Annotated in this window: 23 protein-coding genes and 7 pseudogenes; 13 read left to right on the plus strand and 17 right to left on the minus strand. The window is 58.2% G+C overall.

Features of this window, described 5'->3' with window-relative positions; genetic code table 11:
* Nucleotides 1-260: 260 nt before the first annotated feature.
* Together AC6CIG_RS27480 and AC6CIG_RS27485 are read left to right on the plus strand one after the other, a co-directional pair.
* Nucleotides 261-616 (plus strand): annotated as a pseudogene (locus AC6CIG_RS27480) (type II toxin-antitoxin system RelE/ParE family toxin).
* On the plus strand, nucleotides 606-929 hold the full coding sequence (locus tag AC6CIG_RS27485) for a helix-turn-helix domain-containing protein (protein WP_102763045.1): 324 nt from the start codon (nucleotides 606-608) through the stop codon (nucleotides 927-929). Before AC6CIG_RS27480 ends, AC6CIG_RS27485 begins: the two are co-directional and overlap by 11 nt.
* 309 nt (nucleotides 930-1,238) lie before the next feature.
* On the opposite strand, the gene AC6CIG_RS27490 is transcribed toward AC6CIG_RS27485, so the two are convergent.
* Nucleotides 1,239-2,558, minus strand: coding sequence for an NAD(P)/FAD-dependent oxidoreductase (locus AC6CIG_RS27490; protein ID WP_498324199.1), 1,320 nt, complete (start codon nucleotides 2,556-2,558; stop codon nucleotides 1,239-1,241).
* A gap of 278 nt (nucleotides 2,559-2,836) precedes the next feature.
* Here AC6CIG_RS27490 and AC6CIG_RS27495 point away from each other — a divergent pair, with 278 nt between their 5' ends.
* Together AC6CIG_RS27495 and AC6CIG_RS27500 are read left to right on the plus strand one after the other, a co-directional pair.
* A complete protein-coding gene (locus AC6CIG_RS27495; protein WP_102764950.1) occupies nucleotides 2,837-3,559 on the plus strand; it encodes an aspartate/glutamate racemase family protein in 723 nt (240 codons plus the stop codon).
* Nucleotides 3,560-3,649: 90 nt separating this feature from the next.
* A pseudogene (locus tag AC6CIG_RS27500) lies at nucleotides 3,650-3,881 on the plus strand (four-carbon acid sugar kinase family protein); the annotation flags it as partial.
* A gap of 267 nt (nucleotides 3,882-4,148) precedes the next feature.
* On the opposite strand, the gene AC6CIG_RS27505 reads toward AC6CIG_RS27500, so the two are convergent.
* A complete protein-coding gene (locus AC6CIG_RS27505) occupies nucleotides 4,149-5,108 on the minus strand; it encodes an MBL fold metallo-hydrolase (protein ID WP_102761835.1) in 960 nt (319 codons plus the stop codon).
* A gap of 93 nt (nucleotides 5,109-5,201) precedes the next feature.
* Between AC6CIG_RS27505 and AC6CIG_RS27510 the strand changes: the two genes are divergently transcribed.
* Nucleotides 5,202-6,155, plus strand: a complete 954-nt coding sequence (locus AC6CIG_RS27510) for a LysR family transcriptional regulator (RefSeq protein ID WP_102761836.1) — start codon at nucleotides 5,202-5,204, stop codon at nucleotides 6,153-6,155.
* Between the two features lie 124 nt (nucleotides 6,156-6,279).
* Here the strand turns inward: AC6CIG_RS27510 and AC6CIG_RS27515 are convergent.
* The 4 genes and pseudogenes from AC6CIG_RS27515 to AC6CIG_RS27530 all read right to left on the minus strand — a co-directional run bounded on the left by AC6CIG_RS27515 (nucleotide 6,280) and on the right by AC6CIG_RS27530 (nucleotide 7,754).
* Nucleotides 6,280-6,569: pseudogene (locus AC6CIG_RS27515) on the minus strand (type II toxin-antitoxin system RelE/ParE family toxin).
* On the minus strand, nucleotides 6,566-6,874 hold the full coding sequence (locus AC6CIG_RS27520; protein ID WP_498324200.1) for a type II toxin-antitoxin system RelB/DinJ family antitoxin: 309 nt from the start codon (nucleotides 6,872-6,874) through the stop codon (nucleotides 6,566-6,568). Before AC6CIG_RS27520 ends, AC6CIG_RS27515 begins: the two are co-directional and overlap by 4 nt.
* A 245-nt stretch (nucleotides 6,875-7,119) precedes the next feature.
* Complete coding sequence (locus AC6CIG_RS27525; RefSeq protein WP_498324201.1) at nucleotides 7,120-7,332, minus strand: DUF2934 domain-containing protein; 213 nt, start codon at nucleotides 7,330-7,332, stop codon at nucleotides 7,120-7,122.
* Between the two features lie 128 nt (nucleotides 7,333-7,460).
* Complete coding sequence (locus tag AC6CIG_RS27530; protein WP_498324202.1) at nucleotides 7,461-7,754, minus strand: hypothetical protein; 294 nt, start codon at nucleotides 7,752-7,754, stop codon at nucleotides 7,461-7,463.
* Nucleotides 7,755-7,948: 194 nt separating this feature from the next.
* Between AC6CIG_RS27530 and AC6CIG_RS27535 the strand changes: the two genes are divergently transcribed.
* Nucleotides 7,949-8,107 (plus strand): hypothetical protein, encoded by a 159-nt coding sequence (locus AC6CIG_RS27535; RefSeq protein WP_498324203.1) that lies wholly within the window; start codon nucleotides 7,949-7,951, stop codon nucleotides 8,105-8,107.
* 18 nt (nucleotides 8,108-8,125) lie between these two features.
* On the opposite strand, the gene AC6CIG_RS27540 is transcribed toward AC6CIG_RS27535, so the two are convergent.
* Complete coding sequence (locus AC6CIG_RS27540) at nucleotides 8,126-8,506, minus strand: hypothetical protein (RefSeq protein WP_498324204.1); 381 nt, start codon at nucleotides 8,504-8,506, stop codon at nucleotides 8,126-8,128.
* Between the two features lie 435 nt (nucleotides 8,507-8,941).
* Between AC6CIG_RS27540 and AC6CIG_RS27545 the strand changes: the two genes are divergently transcribed.
* Nucleotides 8,942-9,217, plus strand: coding sequence for a DUF1488 family protein (locus AC6CIG_RS27545; protein ID WP_498324214.1), 276 nt, complete (start codon nucleotides 8,942-8,944; stop codon nucleotides 9,215-9,217).
* Nucleotides 9,218-9,524: 307 nt separating this feature from the next.
* Nucleotides 9,525-10,838 carry a Na+/H+ antiporter NhaA gene (gene nhaA, locus AC6CIG_RS27550; protein WP_498324205.1) on the plus strand — a complete coding sequence of 438 codons (1,314 nt, stop codon included), beginning with the start codon at nucleotides 9,525-9,527 and terminating at the stop codon, nucleotides 10,836-10,838.
* 174 nt (nucleotides 10,839-11,012) lie between these two features.
* On the opposite strand, the gene AC6CIG_RS27555 is transcribed toward nhaA, so the two are convergent.
* The 3 genes from AC6CIG_RS27555 to AC6CIG_RS27565 form a co-directional block, all read right to left on the minus strand.
* Nucleotides 11,013-12,791 (minus strand): SLC13 family permease, encoded by a 1,779-nt coding sequence (locus tag AC6CIG_RS27555; protein ID WP_498324206.1) that lies wholly within the window; start codon nucleotides 12,789-12,791, stop codon nucleotides 11,013-11,015.
* A gap of 159 nt (nucleotides 12,792-12,950) precedes the next feature.
* Nucleotides 12,951-13,073, minus strand: a complete 123-nt coding sequence (locus AC6CIG_RS27560; protein WP_275598456.1) for a hypothetical protein — start codon at nucleotides 13,071-13,073, stop codon at nucleotides 12,951-12,953.
* Nucleotides 13,074-13,131: 58 nt separating this feature from the next.
* Nucleotides 13,132-13,473, minus strand: a complete 342-nt coding sequence (locus AC6CIG_RS27565) for a hypothetical protein (protein WP_275600268.1) — start codon at nucleotides 13,471-13,473, stop codon at nucleotides 13,132-13,134.
* Between the two features lie 398 nt (nucleotides 13,474-13,871).
* Between AC6CIG_RS27565 and AC6CIG_RS27570 the strand changes: the two genes are divergently transcribed.
* Nucleotides 13,872-14,141 (plus strand): hypothetical protein, encoded by a 270-nt coding sequence (locus AC6CIG_RS27570; RefSeq protein WP_275598457.1) that lies wholly within the window; start codon nucleotides 13,872-13,874, stop codon nucleotides 14,139-14,141.
* A 23-nt stretch (nucleotides 14,142-14,164) separates the two neighbouring features.
* Nucleotides 14,165-14,381, plus strand: a pseudogene (locus AC6CIG_RS27575) (hypothetical protein); the annotation flags it as partial.
* Nucleotides 14,382-15,584: 1,203 nt separating this feature from the next.
* Here the strand turns inward: AC6CIG_RS27575 and AC6CIG_RS27580 are convergent.
* Complete coding sequence (locus AC6CIG_RS27580) at nucleotides 15,585-15,929, minus strand: hypothetical protein (RefSeq protein WP_275598458.1); 345 nt, start codon at nucleotides 15,927-15,929, stop codon at nucleotides 15,585-15,587.
* 140 nt (nucleotides 15,930-16,069) lie between these two features.
* Here AC6CIG_RS27580 and AC6CIG_RS27585 point away from each other — a divergent pair, with 140 nt between their 5' ends.
* Nucleotides 16,070-16,663 carry a CE1 family esterase gene (locus tag AC6CIG_RS27585; protein ID WP_498324207.1) on the plus strand — a complete coding sequence of 198 codons (594 nt, stop codon included), beginning with the start codon at nucleotides 16,070-16,072 and terminating at the stop codon, nucleotides 16,661-16,663.
* Nucleotides 16,664-16,822: 159 nt separating this feature from the next.
* On the opposite strand, the gene AC6CIG_RS27590 is transcribed toward AC6CIG_RS27585, so the two are convergent.
* Complete coding sequence (locus AC6CIG_RS27590; protein ID WP_026617182.1) at nucleotides 16,823-17,014, minus strand: CsbD family protein; 192 nt, start codon at nucleotides 17,012-17,014, stop codon at nucleotides 16,823-16,825.
* A 599-nt stretch (nucleotides 17,015-17,613) separates the two neighbouring features.
* On the opposite strand from AC6CIG_RS27590, the pseudogene AC6CIG_RS27595 reads away from it, so the two are divergent.
* Nucleotides 17,614-17,766, plus strand: a pseudogene (locus AC6CIG_RS27595) (IS30 family transposase); the annotation flags it as partial.
* Nucleotides 17,767-17,886: 120 nt separating this feature from the next.
* Here the strand turns inward: AC6CIG_RS27595 and AC6CIG_RS27600 are convergent.
* The 5 genes and pseudogenes from AC6CIG_RS27600 to AC6CIG_RS27620 form a co-directional block, all read right to left on the minus strand.
* Nucleotides 17,887-17,994 (minus strand): annotated as a pseudogene (locus AC6CIG_RS27600) (IS110 family transposase); the annotation flags it as partial.
* Nucleotides 17,995-18,096: 102 nt separating this feature from the next.
* Nucleotides 18,097-19,148: pseudogene (locus AC6CIG_RS27605) on the minus strand (GlxA family transcriptional regulator).
* Nucleotides 19,149-19,552: 404 nt separating this feature from the next.
* Nucleotides 19,553-20,539, minus strand: coding sequence for a dipeptidase (locus tag AC6CIG_RS27610; protein ID WP_498324208.1), 987 nt, complete (start codon nucleotides 20,537-20,539; stop codon nucleotides 19,553-19,555).
* Nucleotides 20,540-20,582: 43 nt separating this feature from the next.
* The gene (locus AC6CIG_RS27615) at nucleotides 20,583-21,116 is read right to left on the minus strand and encodes a DUF5943 domain-containing protein (protein ID WP_498324209.1); all 534 of its coding nucleotides are present in this window, start codon (nucleotides 21,114-21,116) and stop codon (nucleotides 20,583-20,585) included.
* A gap of 144 nt (nucleotides 21,117-21,260) precedes the next feature.
* Nucleotides 21,261-22,619, minus strand: a complete 1,359-nt coding sequence (locus AC6CIG_RS27620) for an MFS transporter (protein ID WP_498324210.1) — start codon at nucleotides 22,617-22,619, stop codon at nucleotides 21,261-21,263.
* Nucleotides 22,620-22,960: 341 nt separating this feature from the next.
* Between AC6CIG_RS27620 and AC6CIG_RS27625 the strand changes: the two genes are divergently transcribed.
* Complete coding sequence (locus AC6CIG_RS27625) at nucleotides 22,961-23,860, plus strand: LysR family transcriptional regulator (protein ID WP_498324211.1); 900 nt, start codon at nucleotides 22,961-22,963, stop codon at nucleotides 23,858-23,860.
* Nucleotides 23,861-24,101 lie beyond the last annotated feature (241 nt).

Here is a 24,101-nt window from a genome sequence, read left to right on the forward strand (position 1 = left end):
GGCCCCGCAGCACGATACGCGAACCCACAACAAAGGCGCGCAACCCTTCGGGTATCCTCAAGCCGACCGGATCCTATGAGCAGGCGAGCTACGCAATCCAGGACACACCGGAGACGGTCGCCAATCACTACGGTCGGTTCCTGCCCCAAGATAAGGCGGCGCTTGCCGCCCGGATTTTGAATCAGGTATGGGAAGCGGGGTAGTCTCTACGATTCTTCCCGACAACTTGATAGGCGTAGCACTAAGTGCTATATAAAGCGATGTCAGAACGGACTTTTAAAACGGTTTTCCAAAGCAGCGAAAAAAGCCGCGGATCTCCGACAATGCCCTTTGCAAGGCGATTGCGCAAGTCGCACGCGGAGAGGCTGATGATCTCGGTGGCGGCGTGTTCAAGAAGCGGCCCAACGACAACATGCATCGTTCGGTCGTTCTGGCGAAAGCCGGTGAGTACTGGGTGTTCACATATCTGTTTGCAAAAAAGGATGGCGCAAACATCGATGACGACGAGCTCCTGGCTTTTCGGAAGCTCGCCGATCTTTATCGGCGCAAGACGCAGGCCGAGCTTGATGTCGAAATCAAGACCGGCGCCCTATTGGAGATTTGCAATGGCAACTAAGCGCAAGTTCAAGAGCGATGCCTTTGAGGCGATCCATAGCGCCGTCGAAGACATGTATAGGGCAGGCAGGATCGACAAGGCGACCATGAAAACCTTCGATGACACTTGCCTGTCCATCCCGCAGGAGCTGATGCCAAGCGAGATCAAGGCGCTGCGCGAGAACAATCATGTCAGCCAGCCAGTGTTCGCGCGCTATCTAAATACCAGTGAATCGACGGTGCAAAAGTGGGAAACCGGCGCCAAGCGGCCAAGCGGCCCAGCATTGAAGCTACTTTCAATCGTCCAGAAGCACGGTCTCGAAATGCTGTCTTAGGATACAGCCGCGAACACCAGCACTCGCGATCGCAGTCGATACATTATGCGATCTTCTTGGCCTAGAACGTGAACATCCTCGCAGCGAGCCGTGCATAGAGCTCGTGAGGAGCGGCTCCGGACACGTTGCAGTCGCTCGTGGAGACAGACCGGAAATTCTGGTGTCGGCTCTAAGCGGCCATCAGAGGGTGTCTATGCCCTGGCGTTTTCTGGGGGCACGTCAAAGTGCCCGCCGACGACGATCACGTAAGAATCCATTGGCGGGTTCGTCCCTAAGACATCATCTCAAGGCCTGGGATCGGCTTGCCAATCAGATAGCACCCACTTTGACTTTCGAACCGTCGACAAGGCGCGACAGGCGGAAGGGCGTAGGATCGACGCAAGGCGTATCGTTGGCAACCAAGTCCGCGGCCAACCGGCCGATGCCGGGCCCAAGTCCGAAGCCATGACCAGAGCAGCCCGCAGCCAAATAGAGACCAGTGACGCCGTCGGCCTGCGAGATGACCGGCACCGCATCGGGCGTGAAATCCACATAGGCTCCCCAGCTGTCGGCGATTTCCACTCCAGCCAAAGCCGGAAATTGCTCCCTTACCCGCTTCAGGATGGCGGCGGCCGTTCGACGGTTCGGGGACGGATCAAGTACGCGCGTCTTTTCGAACGGCGACGTTCCGTTCCCCTTCCAGCTTCCGAGCGCTTCCGGACCCTTGAAAAAGGATTCGCCGATCCCGAACTGGACCGCCTTCAGACGCTTCACGAACATAGGCATGAACCAGCGCGCATAGCGAAGACCTTGTGGCGTTATGTCGAGCATCGCTCGGCCGCTGATCGCCAGCGTGTAGCTACCGTCCAACCTGCGGGTGAGCGCAACTTCCGGCGTATAGATTGCCTCACCGAGATCGGAGGTGGGCCGGGTACGAAGCGCCGTCTGACGCACGCTCGCTTGTGGAAAGAGCACGCCGTGTTGGCGGCAAAACATCGACGTCCAGGCACCGCCCGCGCAGAGAACCGCCTCTGTTCGGATCACGCCCTTTTCGGTTATCACCCCGGACACCGCGCCGTTTGTCAGATCAAGGCCTCGCGCAGCGCATTCCTGGTGGATCGTCGCGCCGAGTTTGCGCGCACCTTCAGCGATCGTCGGCGCGGCGATTGCGGGCTCAGCTTTCCCATCATCGATAGAATGGACTCCACCGAGCCATCGCCGGCCGTTTGCCGGGATCGCCGCAGCGGCCTGTTGGGCGCTGAGCATCCTGGTGTTGACGTTGAAGCGCCGGGCCAAGTCACGCCAGCTTTCCCATTCCGCCAGTTGCTTGGGGTTGTCTGTGGCGTAGAGCAAACCACATCGGCGAAACCCAACGTCCTCGCCGATCTTGGACTGAAACTCGCTCCACAGCTGCAAGGCGACACCTGATAGCGGCAGCTCCCGCTCATCCCGATTTTGTTGGCACCAGCCCCAATTGCGGCTCGACTGCTCGCAGCCGACCTGACCCTTTTCTACCAAAGCAACCGATAAGCCCCGCTCTGCGAGAAAGAATGCCGCCGTTGCCCCGATAATGCCGCCGCCGATGACGACGACGTCCGCCTTGGCGGGGAGCCCTTGATCGCTGTAGATTCGTTTGAGAAGTGGAGACATCGCTGACCTGAAGTGACCTTGGCATGAGGCTAAAAGTTATCTGAGGTCAGAGCGCAGAATGCATCGAGTGGGGATGCACAGACAGCGGGAAATTCCGTTTCCGGTGGCGGCGACGGCAAAAACTACTGCACTGAGCACGATAGGCTACGGAACATCGTCGACAGCGTCCCTCGAGCCCATTCCGGGCCAACCAGGGCAGGTTCGATCAGTCTCATTCACTCCCGTCTGCATGAATTCAGATTGAAGAGCAGCACGAACAGAAGCAGAGTCTAAACGCCATGACCACTGACTATGATGAGCTCCCCAAGCTCGCGATGATCCATACGGTCCCCGGTATTATTCCCGTGTTCAATGAACTCGTAGGTCTGCATCTGCGGGACTGGCGCTCGTTCAACATGGTGGATGAGAGCTTGTTGGCAAACACGATCCGCGAAGGCGCGCTATCACATCAGGCGATCCGGCGACTTTCGACTCAGATTTGGTCTGCGGTGGATGCAGGGGCTTCGGCAGTGCTCGTCACGTGTTCCTCGCTCGGCCCCGCCGTCGACGTCGCGTTGCCCCTGTGTCCGGTACCGCTCTTCCGCGTTGATGATGGGATGGCAATCGAGGCGCTGCAGCGCGGCAACCGAATTGGCGTCTTGGCGACCCTGGCAACCACGCTGCGCCCCACGACCGGCTTGATTGAACGCCATGCCGAGAGGATGGGCCTCCATGTCTCGCTGACCAACCGTCTTTGCGAGGGGGCCTTTGATAAATTGCGAAGCGGGGACAGGGCGGCACATGATGCAATGATCCGCGAAGGCCTTGCTTCTCTGGTCGACAGCGTTGATGTGGTTGTTCTTGCTCAGGCATCGATGGCAAATGCCCTGAATGAGATGAGCGAGACCAGGGTGCCGATACTGACCAGCCCCGAACTCGGTGTGCTTCGCGTCGCTTCTGCCTTGAATGCCCGCTCCGGTGCCGAGGAAATGTTAACGGTTAAAGAGACGGCTGGCCGGTAGGCGGCCACCCTAACACGCGTTGAAAGCAGGATGGCGGCGGAGCGAGGGTAGCAGGCTCCTGGCTCGGCGAGGGAAAGAAGGGAGTAGCAAGTGCTTTTGGGAGTGATCGCCGACGACTTTACTGGCGCAAGCGATATCGCGAACACGATCGCGAAAGGCATCGTCCCCAAAGGCGGTTTGCGTACCGCGCAGTTTCTGGGCGTCCCCAGAACAGTGGCCTCGGCAGATATTGAAGCGGGCGTGGTCGCTTTGAAGAGCCGGACGAGAGGCCGTGGCGCAGTCCCTGGAGGCACTCAGCTGGCATTTGGCTGAGGGCAGCGAGGTCTTCCAACGCGAGAGGTGGCCAGAACGGTTCGCAGGTACGTTGGGTTGATTTCCGCTATTGGCGCTACCTGCTCGTCCCGATGAGCAAGACGGAACGACCGCCTTCCACCCAACCGAGGCAGTCGGCAAGCTGCTGAGCGCCCGTCCGTAGTGTCGGCTGTTTATTCCTCGCCTTGAGCGGATTCGGCGCGGCAGCCATCACGACAGCCTCTCCCGGCGATTGCCTGATCCGCGCGTTTCACTGGAGGATAGCCGGTCGTCAGAACTACGAATAGTTGACAGGTAGCCAGTCGCAATTGGTGCTGTCTTTACGGACATGTCCGATGCCCGGAAAGGCGATGTGTGCGCCTGCCACCAGATATTTGCCTGCCACCGCCTGTCGGAACGCAATGTCGCGCGCATCAACGGCGGCCTTCTGGTCAATATCGAATTCGATTGCGATGCCGGGTTCATCGAATTGCAGGATATCGCCATGCGTGATGTCGCCCCAGAATACGATCTTCTGGCCTTCGCTTTCCAACGTGATGGCGCTGTGACCCGGTGTATGTCCCGCATAAAGAATGGAACCAAGGCCGGGAACGGGCGCTGCGTTATCCGCGAAGGTTTCGAATTTTCCGGCTTTGACGTAAGGCGTTACGCACTGGTCCGCCTCGCGAAAATGCTGCTTGACGATGCCGGTCGCTGCCCTGGCGTTCTTCGGGCTTAGCCAGAATTTGGCCTCCCGCTCATTGACCCGCAATGTGGCGTTCGGAAAGGTATGCTTGCCATTGCTCATCAACCCGCCGGAATGATCGGTGTGAATATGGGTGAGGATGACATCATCGATGTCATCCACCTTGTAACCGGAAGCCTCGATGTTGGCCACGAGTTTGCCGAGCGATGGCCCGAGATAGGCACCGGTGCCCGCATCGATCAGTATCAGCCTATCGCCGTTGTTGACCAGGAAGGCGTTGACGGAGGTTGGTACGAGCTCCGGCAGAAAGGCATCCTTCAACACGTTCTGGGCATATTGTTGGCTGGTATTGGTATACAGCTTAGCCAGCGGCAGGGCGACCGTGCCGTCCGACAGGGCCGTGACCTCTACGGAGCCGATTTTCAGCCGGTAGAAACCGGGCGCCTGAACAGCGGCATAAGGTGCCTTGGCGAAGGCGGGCGACGGTGCGCCGAAGGGTGCAGCGATGATGCCGGACAAAACGCCTTTGAGAATGGAACGACGGGATGGCATGGGTTTGCTCCTTGAAAGATGGTTCGGAACGGCTTGCAAGTTCCTGCTCTTCAGCTAAGGATGTCTCGGTCAGCAATCAAATCGATATCGGTCATGCAAGTCATCGATCATTTCAATCTTCGTTCCTTCGACCTCAATCTTCTCGTTGCCTTCGATGCGATGATGGAAGAAATGAGCGTGACACGTGCTGCGCAGCGCTTGAAAATCCAACAACCTGCCATGAGCCACAATATATCCACGCTGCGCACACTGTTTCAGGATGAGCTTTTCGTCCGTGTAGGGCAGGTGATGAAGCCCACCGCACGGGCGCTCAATTTGTCCGGCCCGGTGCGGCAGGCTCTGCGACAGGCGCAGGCGGCCGTGTTGATGGCAGACGCATTCGATCCGGCCACCGAACGGCGCACGTTCCGGCTGGGGCTTTCCAGCGAGGTGGAACTGCTACTGCTTCCCGATCTGACGGCTCGGCTGCGCGATATCGCGCCGGGCATCCGTATTCTGGCCCGCGGTGGTGATGCCCAGGAGGTTGACGCGATGCTGGAGGCCGGCGTCGTCGATCTGTCCGTGGGGTGCAGCTATCTGCCCGATTCACGGCACCATTGCGAGCCGCTGTATCAGTCCAGCGTTTTGTGCTGTTTCAATCCACAATTGCTGAAGGTTTCGAATCCGGTAGGCCTCGATGCTTATATGACCGCACAACACGCCGTGATCTCACAGACAGACAGCCTGCATGGCTGCGTCAAGGATGCGCTGAAACACGCGGGCGCAGAACTGGAGGTGGTAGCGGCAGCACCCGATTTCATGTCGATATTGGCCACGGCACGCTCATCTGCCGTGATTGCCACCGTATCATCGCGCATTGCACTTCGTTACGGACCGCTGCTGGGACTTGAGGTGAGCCCGGTGCCACTGGAGCTTTCGTTTCCACCCGTGGCAATGGTTTGGCCGCTTCAGACGGACAGCGATCTTGGCTGCGCATGGTTGCGGCAGCAGATCCGTGAGGCGATGCTGAGGACGAACGGGAGTAACGTCGCGCATATTGCGGCGTGACGGGCGGTGGAGATCAGCGTGTGTGTGAAGGCCTCGCCTTGAACGGGATCGAACCGTCGACCTCGCGATAATCGGCGTGCTCAGAGAACCGCAGGGGGCCACGACGCGATAAGGGAGGCTGCTTCTACTCGTCGTCGAGCTCGCTGGGCCAATTCTGGGTGCGCATGCAGGACACGCAGAATTCGAATTCTATCCGCCATTAGCATGTAGGCTGCAATGTAGGGGGTCCGAGGGATAACAAGCTCTCGAGTTCCGGCAACCCGGGCCAGGGCGGTCGCTTTCCGGAAAGCAGACGACGTACCGCGCTGACGATCTCCTCGTCGACGTGGACCGCCGCCCTCGGATTCTCCCTTCGATGTAACTGAAGATGGTGTCGCGATCGTCAAGCGCATATCGCGCCCAGACGAGCCTCATCGATCACCCGCCGCAGCCTTGCCCAAAGCTGCCGCCCGGCGCTCTCGAAAGTGCGCCTCGGCGTCGGCATCGTCGACATCGGGTCGGGTGTCCTCGAGTGCCCGCAACACTTTGGCGCGGAACCAAGCGTCGTGCACCTCGCTATGGCTGAAGAGTTCCAGCGGTAGGGCGCCCTCATTCGCCGTTCGAGTTAACAGGATTCGAACAGCGTCCGAGACCGTCAGACCCATGTTCTCTAAAACCGCCGTGGCGCGCTCTTTGACCTCGGCATCGATCCGAGTCTGAACAAGTGCATTTGAAGCCATGTGCAATCTCCTTCATCGCCAATGTAATGCACACGCATGACATTCTAGAGCCGCCGCGACTGTCTCATGCCGAATTCACACGGACTCGGCCGGCGACAGCGCCGTTCCCGTTGATACATTATGCAATCTTTGCGGGGCGCCCCTAACGATGGGCACCTCGCTTGCTTGTGACCAAGATTTGGTTCAGTTCCCCGGCTCGGGATTCGTGTCCCCGAGTGTCGCCCTCGATTGTTGTCCTTGCAAGTCTAGTGCCGGACCCCTCCTTGCGGGCCGCCGGGATCGCCCGGCCCAGATGGGATCGCGGAGGGACCTATGCCGGATTCTTTCTTTCTCATTTCCTTTTCCGCCTCCTCCCAATGGCGCTCGTGATCACCATCTTTGCGACCCTCGCGCTCCCAGATTTCATGGGCACGTTCGCGGATCCGGTCTTCCCTACTTTGTTCATTACCTGGTGCCATTGAGTGCACTCCTTATTCAACCGTTTGCACCTTCGCGATCACTCCCGGAGCCTGCCGATGAACTTGGCTCGAATAAGCAAGCTCGAGAAACACTCGTTGGCAGTCGAAGAGCCTCAAATAGCCACCGCTTATGACTTGTTCGCCTGTAGCTCGAGCGGAAGACCTTGAATTGCGTAGCGCGACCGCGACAGGCTGCACGCTTGTCTGTGCTTGCCGGCTCTGCCCAGTTGGCACTCCAGCTTCGCCGCTAGTGCCGACCGGGAGTCTACACCCGACAGGAAGAGCTTGGTCACGAGCAACGCCGCCGTGTCGAACAAACACTGATCCTGGACAAGGACGCCGGCATCGTAGCCGGCATCGTCCAAGACGGATCGGATCATCTCAAAATCGGCGGGTGAGATATTGTTTTCGACGGAAGACATGACGTCCTCCTTTCCTTGGGGCCAGGGCCTGCTAGCCCTCAAACAGCAGCGCCCGTAAAATTTGCTACCGAAGGTCGGCACACTGCGCCTTGGTCATGCAAATAGCAATCGTCTAAGTTTCATTCGTAAAGACGCGCTCGATCGGAGGGTCAAGAGTGCCGGAGGCACCAGGTGGGTCCCGCCGAAGGACCAAGATGAGCGCGATGAGAAAAGGCATGGGCGCTTCTACCCTCACCGGCTTTCCTGAAGGACTACTCAGCGGTGCGAGCGGCTTCGTTCGCACCAGGCTCGCCTTTGCACAGGCCCTAAAAAATTACGCCGGGGTTGAGAAGTTCGCGATACCGAACTTCTGAGCCTCTCGCTGTGCCGTGCTAGAGAAGCTCATTTCTCTCCTTGATCGCTTTTGCCCGCCGTCCTTTGCCGTCCGTGTCATTGCCATGCCTGCCTTGAGTTTCGCCGCGCGGCAGTTTGTCGACTGCGCCGCCTTCATTGTCCCATTCTTCGAGCGAATCCCGCATGCGCGGCGCAAACCTTGGTTCTGGGGTGTCTACGTCGAAACCCGCTAAAGCTGCTTCGCTGCTGATGGCGGCCATGAGATCTATATCTGAGATATCCAGGTCAGGAAACATGCGCCGCACCGCGCCAAGGGCTTCAGAGGTCGCAAATGGCCGCGCTTCTTTCAGACACCCGTTCAAAAATGCGCTGATCGCCGCGCGCACCTCAGGCGATAGTTTGCGAGAGCGCTTTCTCATCATCACCTCCCAGTGCATCAAGCCTCTGAAACAGAACGCTGCGTGCGTCTGGATGTTCCTGATTCCTCGCGAGTGCTATCGCCGTCTCTGGTCTCGGCGACGTTCACACAGATGGAACAATCAGTCGGATTCGGCGTCCGGAAGACCCAAGCGCCTTGTTTAAAGCCCAATTCAGGCACATATATGCAACTCGTTGATCTGGCTGAGGTTTGGGTTCGCCGCCTCACAGGACCTGCCATTCACCACGATTAGGAGCGAGGTTTTGCGCCGCGCGGGCGTGGAGAGTCGCTTCGTTCAAACCTGCTATACCTAGGCACCGCCCACTTCACTGGCGCGTGTCGACCATAACCTTCGCATACGGAACGCTGGAGGAGACGGGGCAGTCCGATCTGCACCCACGCCTTTAACGTCGTGCGAAACAGAGGCACGCTGAATATGACGCTGTTATTTCCAAATTCGAGCCGCAGCTTCGATGAAAAAAGAAACGCCGTCCGTTTCCTTGGCCACGAGGGTATGTTTGAGGTGAGGTTTTTCGTCGAGGCTGACGCGCTCGTGGTGGCCGATGCCGAACTGGGCAGAACGAAAATCTCTGAATCGAAGCTCCTTTCTGCTTTCGACGCATTGCGCTCGTCCGTCTACGATGTCGCTCGGAAGGCCTATTCGGGTGGTCGCCGCGATTGCTACACGCTGACGGCCGCCCATTTCCGCTAAAAGCATCCAAACTCTTCCGCGTTCGTAGGCCTGCTGCGGTCCACGAGACCGAGCGGCCGATATTCGCGGTCCCGAAGCGACATTGACCCCCCGATGTGCCGACATCCCTGTCGCGATCTCTTGGGTCGCCGGTGCCGGCGGACCGGCAGGATTCTTAGTTTGTCGAGGCCGTGAGCGGCCGATGTCATCAAGTCTATCGGCCGCCCGTCCTAAGGTCGTCCGGTGTTGACTTTATGGGATTCGGCCTCGCAATAGTCGCTGGAGACATTTGCCAGTCGCGATCAATACCGCAGGAGTGGTTCACGGTATGAACGACAGTCTCTCAAGGCTTCCCAGGGAACCGGCAGATCGGCTTACCAAGCCGTTTATGCGGTTTCTGCGGATCGAGGCCACCGCAGGCATTATCCTTTTGCTCAGTACGCTCTTGGCGCTCGGCCTCGCAAATACCGCGTGGTCGTCGTCGTTTCTCGCCTTTTGGGAGATACCCGCGGGTGTCAGACTGGGCGACATCGGGATCTATCGTTCGCTGAAGCACTGGATCAACGACGGGCTGATGACGTTTTTTTTCTTCGTCATCGCCCTTGAGCTGAAGCGCGAGCTGGTGCTGGGGGAGCTGCGCAATCCGCGAATGGCCGCTCTACCCGTCGCCGCCGCTCTCGGGGGGATGGTTGCACCGGCCGGAATCTATTTGCTGCTTGTCGGCGGGGGGCCGGGTGCGAGCGGCTGGGGCACCGTTATGTCCACGGACACGGCGTTCGTCATCGGATGCCTTGCTTTGCTCGGTTCGCGCGTACCTGGGAGCTTGCGACTGTTCCTGCTCTCTCTTGCGATCTTTGACGACATCGGCGCAATATTGATCGTGGCGGTCGGCTATGGCGAACCGTTGAATTGGGTGGCACTCGGAACCGGGGGACTCGGATTTGCCTTCGTCGCAGGAATTGCGCTTCTGGGCATCCGCAGCATTCCGGTCTATTTCGCGATGGGTAGCGCCATCTGGCTGGCATTCGACGCATCGGGGGTTCACGCGACGCTCGTCGGGGTGATACTTGGCTTGATGACGCCGGCGCGAAGGTGGGTAAGCGAGATCCGCCTCCACGCGATACTCGACCGGGTGATCGCCCATCCCCCCGGCGACCATCGCAGCCGTGACACGGCGTCACGCGGCGACCTCCATCGGGCAGGCGTCGCGACCCGCGAAGCAGTGTCGCCGATCGAGCGTCTCGAGATCGCCCTCCATCCCTGGGTCGCATTCGCAATCATGCCGCTCTTTGCCGTCTCCAACGCGGGCGTCCCGATAGAGGATGCAAACTTCGACGTTCACCTCACAATCGCAATTGTCGTCGCCTTCGTGGTCGGCAAGCCGGCTGGCATTGTGCTCTTCAGTTTCCTCGCCGTGAAACTTCGCCTCGCGAGCCGCCCGGACCAGCTATCCTGGAGCCTATTGGCGGCCGGCAGTCTGCTGACCGGGATAGGCTTCACCATGGCTCTGTTCATTGCCGAGCTTGCTTTCGAGCCCGAGCTTCTGAACCCTGTCAAGCTGGGTGTGCTCGGCGCTTCTGTCATATCGGCAGCACTCGGTTTTATGGCGCTGACCTTGCTAACGTCTCCTAACAGACGATAGTGCAGGCGCCCACCGGCGTTGCTGGCGACAGGTCCCTTGCGCATCCTTGTTCTGCGTCCATCGCCCGGGACCGTTATGAAGGGGATAGGACATTGCCGCAGAATGCCGATCCGCATTCTCTAGTTGTACCGGCGGCTATATCGCGCGACAGACGCGCTGCATCGGCGCGACGCACTAAGCTGGCGGCCAAAACAACAGGATCAGAGGCACACCCAGCACGACCACAATAAACGAGAGCGGCAGCCCCAACTTCCAATAGTCGCCGAAGCGATAACCACCAGGACCCAGAACCAGAGTATTGCACTGGTGTCCGACGGGCGTGAGAAAATCGCAAGCTGCCCCTACCGCGACTGCCATCAGAAAGGCGTCCGGATTGTAGCCAAGGCGATGAGCAAGGGTAACTGCGATTGGGGCGACGACGAGAACGGTGGCGGCATTGTTCAAAAACGGCGTCGCCGCCATTGCGACCACCATGATCATTGCAAGCGCGCCGAAGAGGGGCAAGGCGCCGGCAAGCTGAGTGAGGGCGCCGGCAATAAGATCGGCACCACCGGTGGTACGGATGGACTCGCTGACTGGGATGAGAGCGCCAAGCATTATGACAATTGGCCAGTCGATAGCCTCGTAGGCTTCTCTGAGTGAAAGGGCACCAAACAAGACCGTCAGAACAGAAGCGGCGAAGAACGCGGTGGCAACAGGCAGTACACCCAATGCGGTGAGCGCCATAGCACCGGCTAGGATCAGCATGGGCATCAGGCGTTTTCGCGGATTGCCAAGGCGGATCTCCCGTTCGGCCAATGGAAGAAGACCGAGTTCCATCAGCTTGGTCGGGAGAAGCACGAGATCGCCCTTTAAAACGAGAACGTCACCCGGTCTCAACGCGATGTCGCGCAAACGTTCGGTGAAGCGCTGGCTACTCCGGCTTACCGCGAGCAAATTGATGTTGAATCGGTCATGCAGCGCCAAGCGCTTGGCCGTTTGCCCAATCAAAACTGATCTCGGACCGACTACCACCTCAATTCCGGCAATCTCTTCGTCGACTCCTTTTGCTTCGGTGGGACGGTTGTGCCCCTCCAGTTCCAGGCGCGCGCGCCGTATACCTCGCTCCAGCGCTTCAGGATCTCCCTCCAGCAATACGATATCGTCCTGCTGGAGAACGAGATCCGGCAGTGGCAAAAGGCGCTCGACCTGATTTCGAACGAGCCCTGTGATCAGGACCTCGTCATCCAGCAAAGTAGACAAATCACTGATCGATTTCCCGACGACGGGCGAATTCGCAGTGATGCGAGCTTCCGTCATGTAGTCTTTGATATTCAGTGCCTTCTCCATCGTAGACACCGCCTCTCTGTCTCGGGGAAGCAGCCGATAGCCGAAGGCCAGGAAAACCACCCCCGCTGCGGCAATACCAATACCGACAGGGGTAAAATCAAACATGCTGAAAGGCTGGCCCGTCAGTTCCTCACGCATCCGTGATACGACAATATTGGGAGATGTGCCGACGAGGGTGATGAGCCCACCGAGTAAGGAGCCGAACGCCATCGGCATAAGAAATGACGAAGGGGATGCTTTCGAACGGCGTGCCATCTGGAACGCGACCGGAATCATCATCGCCAACGCGCCGATATTTTTGATGAAGACGGACAGAACCGTGACGGCTGCCACCAGAATAACAACCTGGCCCTGCACGGAGGTCACGCTCGGCGCCACGCGATGAAGCAATGCCTCTATGACACCACTGCGCTCGATCGCGGCGCTTACGACGAGTGCGCTGGCGACGATAATGACAACGTCGTCCCCGAAGCCGGAGAACGCTAGCTTGTGCGGCACGATGCCGGCGAAAACTGCGGCAAGCAACGCGAGAACTGCGATGAGGTCGTAGCGGAGGCGTCCCCATATGAAAGCGACCATCAGGCCGATCAGGATGGCGAATGCGAAAGCCTGAGGCTGTGTCATCTCGAGGATCCGACGAACTCTTCCGATGTCGAGGCCATTTTACTCGCCCGAAGAGCTAATGTCGGGATAACTTGTCGGCTTCATTCAATGGCTCGGCACCCTGAACGCCGGTCCAGGATGCTTTGCAGCTTCATTGAACGGATGCACGCATGATCGCGCCTATAGAATGCTCCCGAAAAGGACCGAATAGACGATTACGGCAATCGCCAGAGTAAAGGCAATCATCGCGACCAGACGCGTGAAATCATAGGTATAGAAGCGAGCGGGAATGAGGTTTTTCATTTCGACCTCCTGATTGTAGAATATTTGAGATGCCCAAAGCATGGCATTTCGCGTTGCTTCAAGATAATGAGCGGCTACAGCTCGAGCTGATCTGGGGGAGGATGTCCGCCGGAACCTGAATGTCGGCCATAATCACCGCGACGAACTCGTCGCGTTTCGCACGATTGTCGTAGCCCTTGAACGTGGCCAGGTCTGTGCTGCGGGCGGTTGCCATTCGCCCTGCGGCACTTGAGCAAATACCCGTGAGCGCATCCACTCTGGCTGTCTCGGCCGCCTGCGCGCTGGCCGTCGTGGTAGTAATCCATCCCGCATTGAACCCGACGATGGGTGCAGCAAAAAGCCCTACCACCAGGCCGATCGCATAGGGTTTCGTTCTTTCAAGAATCTGTTCGAATGTCATTAGTTTATTCCCTTTAATCGGTTGATTATCGGGATCGAGGCGGGCCCGCGCTCTAACCAAGAGCCAGTTGCAATCCAGATTTTCCATTTTGCGCCTTAATGTTCACAATGTAAATAGACTATTATTTGTGACGATCGCTTTACGCTAATTCGTGGATATGCAGAACAAATCAAATTATTTTGGAATATTTTATTGCGAACAAACGAGTGTTTTATTCGGTCTTTCCGTGAATTATTGCATGGTGACTTGGTAATGCCGCAATGGCGGTGTATTTATTTCCCCTTGATGTCGGCGGGAGTTTCCGCTGCTAGAAGAGACATCGGCACGGTAAGCTCACCGATCTGGAACGCAACTGTACCGATCCGGCCCACTTTCAAATCCCGCAGAGGACTCAAATCATGTTCGCCAGAACAAAACACCGAACGGTCCATTTTGATAAGCCATTCTGGATATCAGGACTATCTGAGATGGTCACTGCCGGCGACTACGTCGTCGATGAAGACGAGGAACTGATCGAAGGTCTCCCCTGGACGGCCTATCGTCGCGTGGCAACTTTCATCACGCTCCCGGCAACAACCGAGAACAAGTATCGAATGCGCCTTGTGCCGATCGATCCAGAGGAACTCGAAGGCCTCATAGCAGTCGATCGGCGCGACGCCGTGACTTGATCCAACCTGTAAAGGCCAATCCAATGCGTGACCATCGCTTTCCAATCGGCGTGACCGTGCGCCTCAAGAATCGCGCGTATATCTCGCCCGGCGCGGCAACGACCTATCGCATCACAGCCAAACTGCCCTTGACATCCGATTGGCACCAGTATCGCATTCGCAATGACGAACTCGGCCAGGAACGCGTCAGCGGGGAAGACAACTTGGAGTCTATTGAACGTGGCAATGCCGTCTCCTCACAGACGATCGCCGCTCCCGCTACTGGCAAGCCCGAGGAGGGCCACAAGAGGAAGACAAAAAACGAGGAGCACGCGCTCGCCCTTAGCGTATGGGAGTCTGAAGGCGGTGCGCCCGACAGATCTGGACAACTCTATCAATACGGCCGCCGTTTCGAAGGGGACGGCACCTATACGATTCACCACGTTTTTACGGGAGAGACAGTAAGGATAGGCCTTTGGACGATGGCAGGGCTTAACCCCACAAACGCAGCACGGGCAGTGCGGGTTCTCAATACGTTGCAAAAAGCTTCGGATTGAACGATGCGCGGCTGTTCCGACGATATCGTCGCAACCTCGAGCAGGGCCGAAGTGCGTGTCCTTCGATGCGTATACGCGTCGGTTTGTGTCGAGTTTGAGGTTTCGCCGAACGGAAAGGTGCTCAAGACGTTGCAAATTTCCTGATGGCCGAGTTTCAGCGTCACCCGTCTGACGCAAGCATGTTTCTCGCTGCAGCGCGGGCGTTCTGTCTCAACCGCAGAAGTACCGTAGCAGAGGGGGATTGGGTAATATCCTCCGGGCATCTGGTGATTTCCAGTTCCGCTCGCCTCCGCTCGTCCTTTTCTGACGCTTGCCGTTTGAGTTTCAGGACCCTTTGGGTGAGCACTCGGTGACATTCTTGGTTATTCCGGAACTTCTTGGAATATAGCAAAGCCCGCGAACCGCGAGCTTCACTAGAGTAATAAGGAGCGGCAATACGAAAACTTACTAAAAATAATGTAGAGACTTTTAAAAAGACACCTTCTTGCAAACAGCGGGAAAAGTCCAGTAATATTTAGGGGGTATTGAACGATTGCCATCTTTCTCTCCTCCACTCACCTCTCATAAGCACCGCAGCCAGAACGCTCCCTGTCGAGCACCGAACCGAACCCAAGGGAACAATGCCGCGGCGGTTACATCGTCCAACCGGCTCAGGGGTTGCAACGCCCCTTTGCGCAGGTCCCGGCGTGAGCGGACTTCAATGTTTAGCAAGAACATTTGGCACTTGACTGCCGACCTCTCTTGATCGCTACCGAGATCCTGAAAGGAGAAGAATGCACGGGCCACGTTCATTGTGGATCGAGACTTCATCATTTAACGGTCGGTGACACCTTCGCGCATATCGTTCAATGTTAATTTGACGCCCGACGGGTGCCACGACCGCATTCGCGTGGAGCAGCCCGGTATTTCACTTGGCGCCGACGATCGAGATGACTTCACGGCAGGCGCCGTGAGCTCGTTGGGCACGCATGATCGAGGCCCTCTCTTCAAGCTCGTTCACAAGTGGATGGTTCTCAACATCCACGGGCAGCGTGAAAACGCCGGTAAGGTCGAAGACAACGGACACCGCGTCCGAGTGACCGATATTTCCAGCAACACATTGGTGCCTAAAGTGGTGACCGGCAGACATCGAGGCCAGCTTACCGCCGCGTGTCTCCCAGACTGACTGTACTCCAAGCGTTTGGTTGTTGATGCCGTAGTGCACTCTGATAATTTCGTTCTGGTACTCCTTGGTGCCTTTTTTCGGCGGCATGGTGACCTCCTCGTTGGCCTACGAACCACGTTACAGCCTCCTTCTATCACGTTAAGAGCGCACTCGATAATCAGATGAGGAACTACCGACCGTGCTAAAAACGCGTCGTCCTGCTGGAACTGGTTCAGGCCCGCCACCAGATGCGCGACGAGGGCGAACCCTCGATCATTGCGGGAATCACCACCGAGGTCATATCGGAACTCGGCCTCGATCGCGGTCGAACCTTCGTGGTCGGCCCATCGGCAGGGGGCGCAATGGCGGCGGTCACGGGCGAGACCTGCATCGATCTCAATTCAGCCGCGGGAAGCCATTCCGGCCTCGCCTACGGGTCGGTCGACGCCGTCGTGTCCGCTTTCTCCGCGATGCGCGACGATGGCGGCCTTGCATCCAGTCCGAAGCGGCTTGCCAATCGGCACCGGCTCCGGACGATCGTGTTTCAAGGAAGTGTGGACCGGACGGTGCATTCTTCTAACGCCGATCGGATCGTCGAGGCGGTAACGTCAAGTGGCGCGGGCTGGGCCGTCCGGAAGAAAGCTGACCGATCCACCGGCGGGCGGCCGTATGCAAGAACCATCGTCGCGGACAGCGCGGATAGCCCGGCGCTGGAATGCTGGCTTGTGGAGGACGCCGGCCAAGCCTGGTCCGGCGGCCACTTCGCTGGAACGTATACAGATCCGCATGGTCCGGATGCCTCTTCCCAAACCGTGCGCATCTTTCTCGAAGGGCAGGAATGAAGGCACGGATGAACCCCTGCCGGTATGCTGGTCGGTCAGTCATAAGCGCTTGCGACGACGAATGGCATGTTCTGCGCCCGCAATGGGCGGCAAGAGAAACCTGTTCCGGCAGGCGCAGGAACAGGTTCGCACCTTTGCACCAACCGCAGCTTCAATGCCTTAAGTCTTGTCGACAGCACCTTTAACTGCGTCCTTTAGCTTTCCCTTGGCTTGCTGGGCACCGCCCTTTGCCTTTTGCGCCGCGCCTTTGGCGCGGAGCGAGTTGTTGTCGGTTGCATCGCCTGCGGCCTGCTTGGCCTTACCAGCGAGCTCATTGGCCTTGCCGGCCACTTTGTCCTTTGCACTGCCCATGCGGGGTCTCCCGGTTTGGAGGACGCGACTTGCCCCCCCACAGGCGCTCGAACGAGCGGCTCGGCGCTTTGTTCCCATTTGATTTGGATCAGGCGGCATGCATCAGCACCAGGCTGCGATCCTCCAGCCGTAAGCTTTGGCTTCACCGATATCCTCGCCCTGCACCTGAATCCGAAATGGTCAGGGCTTCGTTCCGCGGTGTGACAAAAGGACCGAGGGCGCTGGCGGGTGCTGCGGCTATTATGGGGACTTGGTATTGCCGCATGCGACTTGCTCAGTAAGCGTGGCTTAGTGACCGCCTACCGGCGCTGCCTCGGAGTGGGATAATGTCCACCGTCGAACTAGGCGTCAGCAAGCCCTGCCGGACGCGCAGATTGGGCAACATTGCTGTCAGCTAGAGCATCCACCGAGAACCGAACCCTGGACCGCCCTCTCTCAGCAAAGCGCTCTTCTGAGCGGGACCGTCTCACCTCCCCTGCGCCAGCGCCCAGGCGATGACAATGATGCCGTCACGCCCGGCGGTCGGACGCTCCTTGTCGAAGGCCATCCCGAGCCCGATGCGCAAGTCGATTAGCCCTCACCTTTCCGGCTCGGAATTGCGATGCGGCATGCCTGGCCATACCGATCTCTCCGCTGTCAGTCAGCAACAGCTCGTCGCCCTCGCCCAACATATGAATGCGCTCCCGCGCAAGTGCTTGGGCTATCGAACGCCCACCGAGGTCTTCATGGCGCATTTGCGCGAATGCGCGTAGTGCCCTACTCTTCACCCGTCAATGTTGCACTTGGATTAGATTCTCCCTTGCATCAATCCCTTTTGCGCTTCATGCCTCTCTGTCCGCAGTCGGAGCTTTGCCGCTGCTCTATGGGGTCTGCTGAGATTTCTTCGGAGTCAATCCGAAGTGCGGCCGCACCGCGCGGGATGAGCGGAAGCGCTCCGGCGCGTAGACGGCCGCCACAAACGTCAGCGCTCGCAGAACGCCATCGCACCAATTTCCATCAGCCGCTTCGAGGCGAGCCTAGGGGCACACCTCGCCGTCTCACGCAAGGAATTCATCGCACCGGCACACACAGCGCAATCTAATTTAGACTAAGGCTAGAGAGCTCACCTCCGCGATTGCTTTCGACCCCTTGTCGTCCCGTGCCGCGAAATCTCGCATCTCCGCGGGTGTTCGGCCGTAGGTCCGCCGAAACTCCTTGGTAAAGTGCGAGGTGTTCACGAATCCGACGTCAAGCGCGATCTCGATTATGGGTTTCCTGCTCGTCAGCAGGATCTGTTTTGCCCGGTCTAACCGGAGGCGCCGGAAAGCAAGCGCGGGAGACATCCCCGCCTTCTCGGAAAACAGCCGTTCAAGCTGGCGACGTGACAGCCCCACGGAGGCCGCAAGCTGCTCGATGGTGATCCCACCTTCAAGATGCTGCTCCATATTTATTAGAGTGGCCATGACACGATTGTCGTTGACATAGTCATGCAACGGCTGTCGCGTCTGGATGTCGAACTGAGTTCGGGCCTTTTCGATCTGCAGGACTTCCAGAGCGTTGCGCTCCGCGTCCCGGCTGATGTGGCCCGCACCAAGGCAGCCGCGAGGTCGGCGGCACTGCTCCCCCCTGCACAGGAGCCGCGCTTGCGGTCGAGATTGAACAGCCGGTCCGGTCGGACGTCATGGTCAGGGAATCGTTCGCGAAATTCGTGGTAGTGAAGCCAACTCACGCAGGTCTGGCGTTCCTTCATCAGGCCTGCTTCCGCCAAAATGAAGGAGCCGGTGCACAGACCGATCAAGGGAACGTTTTTCGAAGCGGCCCGCTTCAGAAACCGGATTGTTTCATAATCGACCGGCTGCTCGACCCTGAGAAGGCCACCAACGACAGCAATGTAATCGAACTCACCGGGATCGACGAAATCCGATGTGGGAGCGACCTGGACGCCGCAGCTTGAGGTGATCAGGTGCCTCGTGCTGCCGAGGACCTGCCAATCCGCGAGGACGCGACCTGATCGATCGAGCTGGTCGCTCGCAAGCCGGAGAGTGTCGACGAACAACGCAAAGGCTGACAGGGTGAAGGAGCGGGTAAGGATGAAACCGATCTTCAGCCGACGCGCCTGCGCCTCTGACGACGACAATCGAGCGGAGTATGACATTTCACTTTGGCTCCTTCGAGTCATGCCCCGGCCGATCTAGGCGGCGGTCGCAGGGGCTTCCACCTTGGTCACATCATTCGGCCGGGTCGCGGTCGTCGACTAAGATGATGTTATGGCTGGTAATCCGCGCAGCATCGCAAAACTTACACTCGGGAGGCAATAGCAGCCCGCCGCGGATTCCAGTGATTACGCCCCCATCGATTTGCGTCGGAGGGAAACCGATAGCGGCGGCAGTGGACGTCTGACCCGGCCTCCCGTCGCACAGCGAGGTCCATACTTCGTTAGGTTGACAAGCCCGGCCGCTTCGTCGCTCCTTCGGAACGCGCCCAGCGGCGTTGGATCGATTGCGTGGCCTCATCGACCACGCGACAGTTTGGTTTGTGCGGCCACGCATGAGCATCGCGTCAAACGGACCATACACGATCGAGAAGGCTGAGCCAGTTGGCGCCAATAACCTTCTCAATTTTTGCGCTTCTCCAGCCCGAGCGCGACATGGCCTCTGCCAAATTGGGGAAATCGCCGATGCGTCGGATGCCTACAGGATTCGTCACTTCGCCGAAGTCCGTCAATTTCCGGCCGAAACCCTTATCGTGGGTGATCCAATTGAAGAATTCATTCCCGTAGCCCTGGGTGAAATCCGTGCCGATGCCGACGGAATCTTCGCCGACGAGATTGACCACATAGTCGATCGCGTCGATGTAGTCGTCGATGTTGGAGTGCGCGCCCTTCGGGAGAAAAGGCGGAAACATCGTGACGCCCACGAAGCCGCCCTTTTCGACGATATAGCGAAGCTCCTCGTCGCTCTTGTTGCGGGGATGAACTTTCAATCCTGCTGGCAGGCAGTGGGAGTAGGCGACCGGTTTGTTCGATGCGTCAATGACGTCGCGGGACGTCTTTGGGCCGACATGGCTGAGGTCGCAAAGCATACCCACGCGGTTCATTTCCGCAACGACTTCACGCCCAAAGTCCGAAAGCCCGCTGTCCCGGCTTTCGTAGCATCCGCTTCCGACCCAGTTCTGCGTATTGTAGGTCATTTGTGCAATGCCGACGCCGAGACTTTTCAAAATTTCGATGTAACCGATCTGGTCTTCGAAGGCCGTGGTGTTCTGCATTCCCAGGATGATCGCCGTTTTGCCCGCCCTTTTGGCACGAACGATATCTTCGGTGGATCGTGCCTTGACGATGTCGTCCGCATAGGCGCGGAACCAGCCGTTCCATTTGGCGATGTTTTGGATCGTCGCCTCGAACCCTTCCCAAACGCTGCAAGTGCAGTTTGCCGCGGTGAGGCCTGCTGCGCGCATCTCCCGGAAGATTTCCCCGCTCCAATTGGAGATGATCAGACCGTCGATGACCACGGAATTGTCGTACACGTTTCTAACGGATTCGTTCATCGTCCTTCACTTTCACGTTGAATGTATGTCACTTGGCGAAATGCTAAAGGCTCGGATGGGCCCTGATTTCGAACCGGCAGCAGTCGAAGCCCATGGCTTCGCACTGGACTTCGCGGCATTCGATTTCCGGCGGCTCGCGGCCTTGTTCCTCGAACAGATACTTGAACCCGCCGACGAAAAACCCTTCGAACATGTAGCAAGTGGGATGGTCGGCGCGGACGTGGCTTTCCAATGCGTAGATTGAATTCTTGAGCGTTATGTCCGCACTGCCGAAATCCTCGGCAACGCCCTCCAGCTTAAACTGTCCCCAGCCTCTTGCGGTAAGACGTTCAAGGTAGTGCTCAAAAACCCGAAACCCAGACATGCCGAAGGTCTCGGATTGCTTGCGGCACCAATAGTAGGCGGATTTGGCGCCGGCCTCCTGCAGAACGGCGCGATATTTGGACAGGCCGAGCGCACCCTCGACTTCCTTATGAACATTCACCATGAAGTGGCGCGGGATATAGAGCATAGGCAGACCGTCCGTCTCCCATATGCCCGTTACATCGTCCACGTTGATATCTACTGATGGAAGCATGCTTCACCCTTTTTGCAGTGTCATCGAAAGGATTGGTGCGAGCTGGACCGCGCTTGCTGAAAGGCCCTGCCGCTTCATGTGTGAATGGCGTGGAATTGCCGCACGGACTGACCTTCCACGGGCGCCTGCGGCAGGTCGCAGTCCCTATACAGCCACGCGCCGCCGCGAAGCCCGAATTCCGGCGGCACCAGCGGTTTCAGACGCCTCGCCGAAAAGGGAGATCCTCGACGTTTCGCGCAGCGCCAGGCCACCCGCCATCGCGAAAACGGCGATCGCCATCAGATAGAATGCGGGAGATAGATTGTTGCCGGTGCGCTCGATCAGCCACGTCGCCATCAAAGGAGCGGTTCCTCCGAAGATTGTGTAGGAGATGTTGTAGGTAAAGGCCGAGGCCGTGTAGCGCGTGCGGGTCGGAAAGGACTCGGACATCAAGGTCGCCGTCACCACCCCGCAGGACAGAGCGCCGACTGCGAGCAATAGTACACCGCCGATGGCGTAGAACACTGAGCCCGACGTCGCCAATCCGAAGGCCGGCAGAACGGTTACGATAACCCACACGCAGATCAGTCCGATCGACTTGCGCCGGCCGATGCTGTCGGAAATCCGCCCGGCGATCGGGCAGGCCGCGGCGGCGAAGAACAGTGCCACGGTCGATACGAGGAGCGCCTGAGGCCGGGTGAGATTTCCGACGACCTGGAGATAGGTCGCGAAGTACGTCGTGAACGTATAGAAGGACAACGCCGTGAGCGAGATGAAGGCTCCCAGGCGAAGTATCGTGCCCGCCTGGCTCCGCAGCGTCTCGCTCAACGGAGAATGCGCACTCAGGTTCTCTTCGGCCGCCATCGCCTTGAAGGCCGGGGTCTCGGACATACGCCACCTCAGGAACAGACCGATAATGCCGAGCGGTGCGGCAATGATGAACGGGACACGCCATCCCCACAACGCCATTGCCTCGGTGGAAAGGCTATTTTCCATCGCAAAGACCAGCAGCGCGGCACATGCGAAGGCGGTAAACGTCGACACCGGCACGAAGCTTCCGTACCAACCTCTACGGTGATTTGGGGAATGCTCCATGACATATGCCACCGAGCCGGCATATTCCCCGCCGGCCGAGAAGCCTTGGAGGCACCGCAAGACAGTCAGCAGGATCGGCGCCATCACACCGATGCTGGCATGTGTCGGCAGGAGGCCGATGAGGGTCGTGGCGCCGGCCATCATGAGAATGGTGAGTGACAGGATGCTTTTACGCCCGACCTTGTCGCCTAGAATCCCGAAGAAAATACCGCCCAGGGGCCGCATCGCGAATGCGACCGCGAAGACGCCGAACGTCTTGAGAAGCCCCAGACTGACGCTCGAGCTTGGAAAGAATTGGTTGGCGATGATGGTCGCAAGAAAGCCGTAGACCGCGAAGTCGAACCACTCCACGAAATTGCCGACGGCGGCCGCGCTGATGACCTTCTTCAGCGTGCTGGGTGACGTTTTTGGGTCTGCCTGCTGTTCCATGCCGATATCCTCCCGAATCTGGACGATGAGATCTGAACGACTTGGGCCACGCGTGGCACCGGTTCTTCACCTGCTTGCCGAACACCGACGCGCCTATTCGACATCTTGCGGTGTTGCGTGAGCCATGGTTTACGGCGGTCCGGCCTGTACCGGTTGATGACGGACAGGGGCTCCGGAGGCGTTTCAAACCAGATGGTGGGATTGGCTTCGAGCGACCTTTAATCTCGCTCAAATCCCATCGACCGGTTCAACGTCTCGACAAAGGATCGTGGTCGCAGATTGATTTGTAAAATATCGATCAGCGCTTTATTGATAGCTTGCAGACATCAATGGAGGTGCTGATGACCCTCGATTTACGACACCTGCGCGCCTTCATCGTGCTTGGAAACGAACTGCATTTCGGACGGGCCGCAAACACCCTGCGTATCGCGCAGCCTGCACTGTCGAAGACGCTCCAGCAGCTCGAGGCTGAAATAGGCGCCCCCCTTCTCACCCGCACGACGCGGCGGGTTGAGCTGACGGAAGCCGGGAAGGTGTTCCTGACGGAGATTTCCGGCGTTACTGGGCAAATCGAATTGGCCATAGCGCGGGCGCGAAAGGCGGCGCGCGGCCTACAGGGCGAATTGCGCGTTGCTTATACCGACTTTGCGATCAACGGTAAGCTGCCGGAATTCCTGAGGGATTTCAATCTGGCACACCCGGACATTCATCTCGATCTGATATTCATGCCGACCGTACGCCAGCACGTCGCGATTCTTCAGAACACAATCGACGTCGGCTTTCTTTACGGAGAGTTCGAGCACCAATCGACCGATAGTCTGGTTTTTGACGAGAATGAATATGTCGTGGTTCTTTCGTCCGATCACCCGCTGGCGCAAAAGCAGTCGCTGACGCTGGCCGAGTTGAAGAACGAGAAGTTCGTTTTCGGAACCGGTGATAGCTGGGTCGTGTTTCGCCAGCAGGTCTTCGCCAAATGTCGGGAAAGGGGCTTCTTTCCCGACATCGTTTTGGAAGCCACCAACAGCGACGGGATTTTCGGTCTCGTTATCGTCGGGACGGGCGTGGCGATTTATTCCAGCTGTATCGGAAATATGGCGAGACATGGGGTTGCAGTACGCCCCCTGAGCGATCTGACGGAGAAACTTCCGATCTCAGTCGTATGGGATCGCAGCAACCGCTCGAAGGTGCTGAACACATTTCTCAAACATCTGCGAAAGTCGACACTCTCGCGCAAACGCTGACGACATCCGCGAAATCCCTCAGACGAACGAGGAAATAGCGGCTTCACCCAGGCTCAGTTAATTTGCATGATCGCGGAATAGAGGCGGCGATAGCCGCGCTAGAGCAGGTCGGGCCTGTTCCGTCAAGGAAGTCGATTGGGCGGCGCGTTGGGCACCAAGCTCGGCCATCTGATTGGGCAAAGTGGCTTTTTCCACGAGAGCGACCACGCAGGACTGCGCCCCATTCCGAAGTATTAGGGAC

It is taken from the genome of Sinorhizobium sp. GQ132, assembly GCF_059758575.1.

Excerpts from the sequence above, each read along its gene's own strand:
- AC6CIG_RS27485 (WP_102763045.1), top strand. The coding sequence starts at position 606 with ATGGCAACTAAGCGCAAGTTCAAGAGCGATGCCTTTGAGGCGATCCAT.
- AC6CIG_RS27540 (WP_498324204.1), bottom strand. The coding sequence starts at position 8,506 with ATGAGAAAGCGCTCTCGCAAACTATCGCCTGAGGTGCGCGCGGCGATC.
- AC6CIG_RS27560 (WP_275598456.1), bottom strand. The coding sequence starts at position 13,073 with ATGAAAAACCTCATTCCCGCTCGCTTCTATACCTATGATTTCACGCGT.
- AC6CIG_RS27490 (WP_498324199.1), bottom strand. The coding sequence starts at position 2,558 with ATGTCTCCACTTCTCAAACGAATCTACAGCGATCAAGGGCTCCCCGCC.
- AC6CIG_RS27520 (WP_498324200.1), bottom strand. The coding sequence starts at position 6,874 with ATGGCTTCAAATGCACTTGTTCAGACTCGGATCGATGCCGAGGTCAAA.
- AC6CIG_RS27565 (WP_275600268.1), bottom strand. The coding sequence starts at position 13,473 with ATGACATTCGAACAGATTCTTGAAAGAACGAAACCCTATGCGATCGGC.
- AC6CIG_RS27620 (WP_498324210.1), bottom strand. The coding sequence starts at position 22,619 with ATGGAACAGCAGGCAGACCCAAAAACGTCACCCAGCACGCTGAAGAAG.
- AC6CIG_RS27495 (WP_102764950.1), top strand. The coding sequence starts at position 2,837 with ATGACCACTGACTATGATGAGCTCCCCAAGCTCGCGATGATCCATACG.
- AC6CIG_RS27505 (WP_102761835.1), bottom strand. The coding sequence starts at position 5,108 with ATGCCATCCCGTCGTTCCATTCTCAAAGGCGTTTTGTCCGGCATCATC.
- AC6CIG_RS27535 (WP_498324203.1), top strand. The coding sequence starts at position 7,949 with ATGAGCGCGATGAGAAAAGGCATGGGCGCTTCTACCCTCACCGGCTTT.
- AC6CIG_RS27555 (WP_498324206.1), bottom strand. The coding sequence starts at position 12,791 with ATGACACAGCCTCAGGCTTTCGCATTCGCCATCCTGATCGGCCTGATG.
- AC6CIG_RS27525 (WP_498324201.1), bottom strand. The coding sequence starts at position 7,332 with ATGGCACCAGGTAATGAACAAAGTAGGGAAGACCGGATCCGCGAACGT.
- AC6CIG_RS27530 (WP_498324202.1), bottom strand. The coding sequence starts at position 7,754 with ATGTCTTCCGTCGAAAACAATATCTCACCCGCCGATTTTGAGATGATC.
- AC6CIG_RS27580 (WP_275598458.1), bottom strand. The coding sequence starts at position 15,929 with ATGCCGCCGAAAAAAGGCACCAAGGAGTACCAGAACGAAATTATCAGA.
- AC6CIG_RS27570 (WP_275598457.1), top strand. The coding sequence starts at position 13,872 with ATGTTCGCCAGAACAAAACACCGAACGGTCCATTTTGATAAGCCATTC.
- AC6CIG_RS27585 (WP_498324207.1), top strand. The coding sequence starts at position 16,070 with ATGCGCGACGAGGGCGAACCCTCGATCATTGCGGGAATCACCACCGAG.
- AC6CIG_RS27610 (WP_498324208.1), bottom strand. The coding sequence starts at position 20,539 with ATGAACGAATCCGTTAGAAACGTGTACGACAATTCCGTGGTCATCGAC.
- AC6CIG_RS27545 (WP_498324214.1), top strand. The coding sequence starts at position 8,942 with ATGACGCTGTTATTTCCAAATTCGAGCCGCAGCTTCGATGAAAAAAGA.
- AC6CIG_RS27615 (WP_498324209.1), bottom strand. The coding sequence starts at position 21,116 with ATGCTTCCATCAGTAGATATCAACGTGGACGATGTAACGGGCATATGG.
- AC6CIG_RS27510 (WP_102761836.1), top strand. The coding sequence starts at position 5,202 with ATGCAAGTCATCGATCATTTCAATCTTCGTTCCTTCGACCTCAATCTT.
- nhaA (WP_498324205.1), top strand. The coding sequence starts at position 9,525 with ATGAACGACAGTCTCTCAAGGCTTCCCAGGGAACCGGCAGATCGGCTT.
- AC6CIG_RS27625 (WP_498324211.1), top strand. The coding sequence starts at position 22,961 with ATGACCCTCGATTTACGACACCTGCGCGCCTTCATCGTGCTTGGAAAC.
- AC6CIG_RS27590 (WP_026617182.1), bottom strand. The coding sequence starts at position 17,014 with ATGGGCAGTGCAAAGGACAAAGTGGCCGGCAAGGCCAATGAGCTCGCT.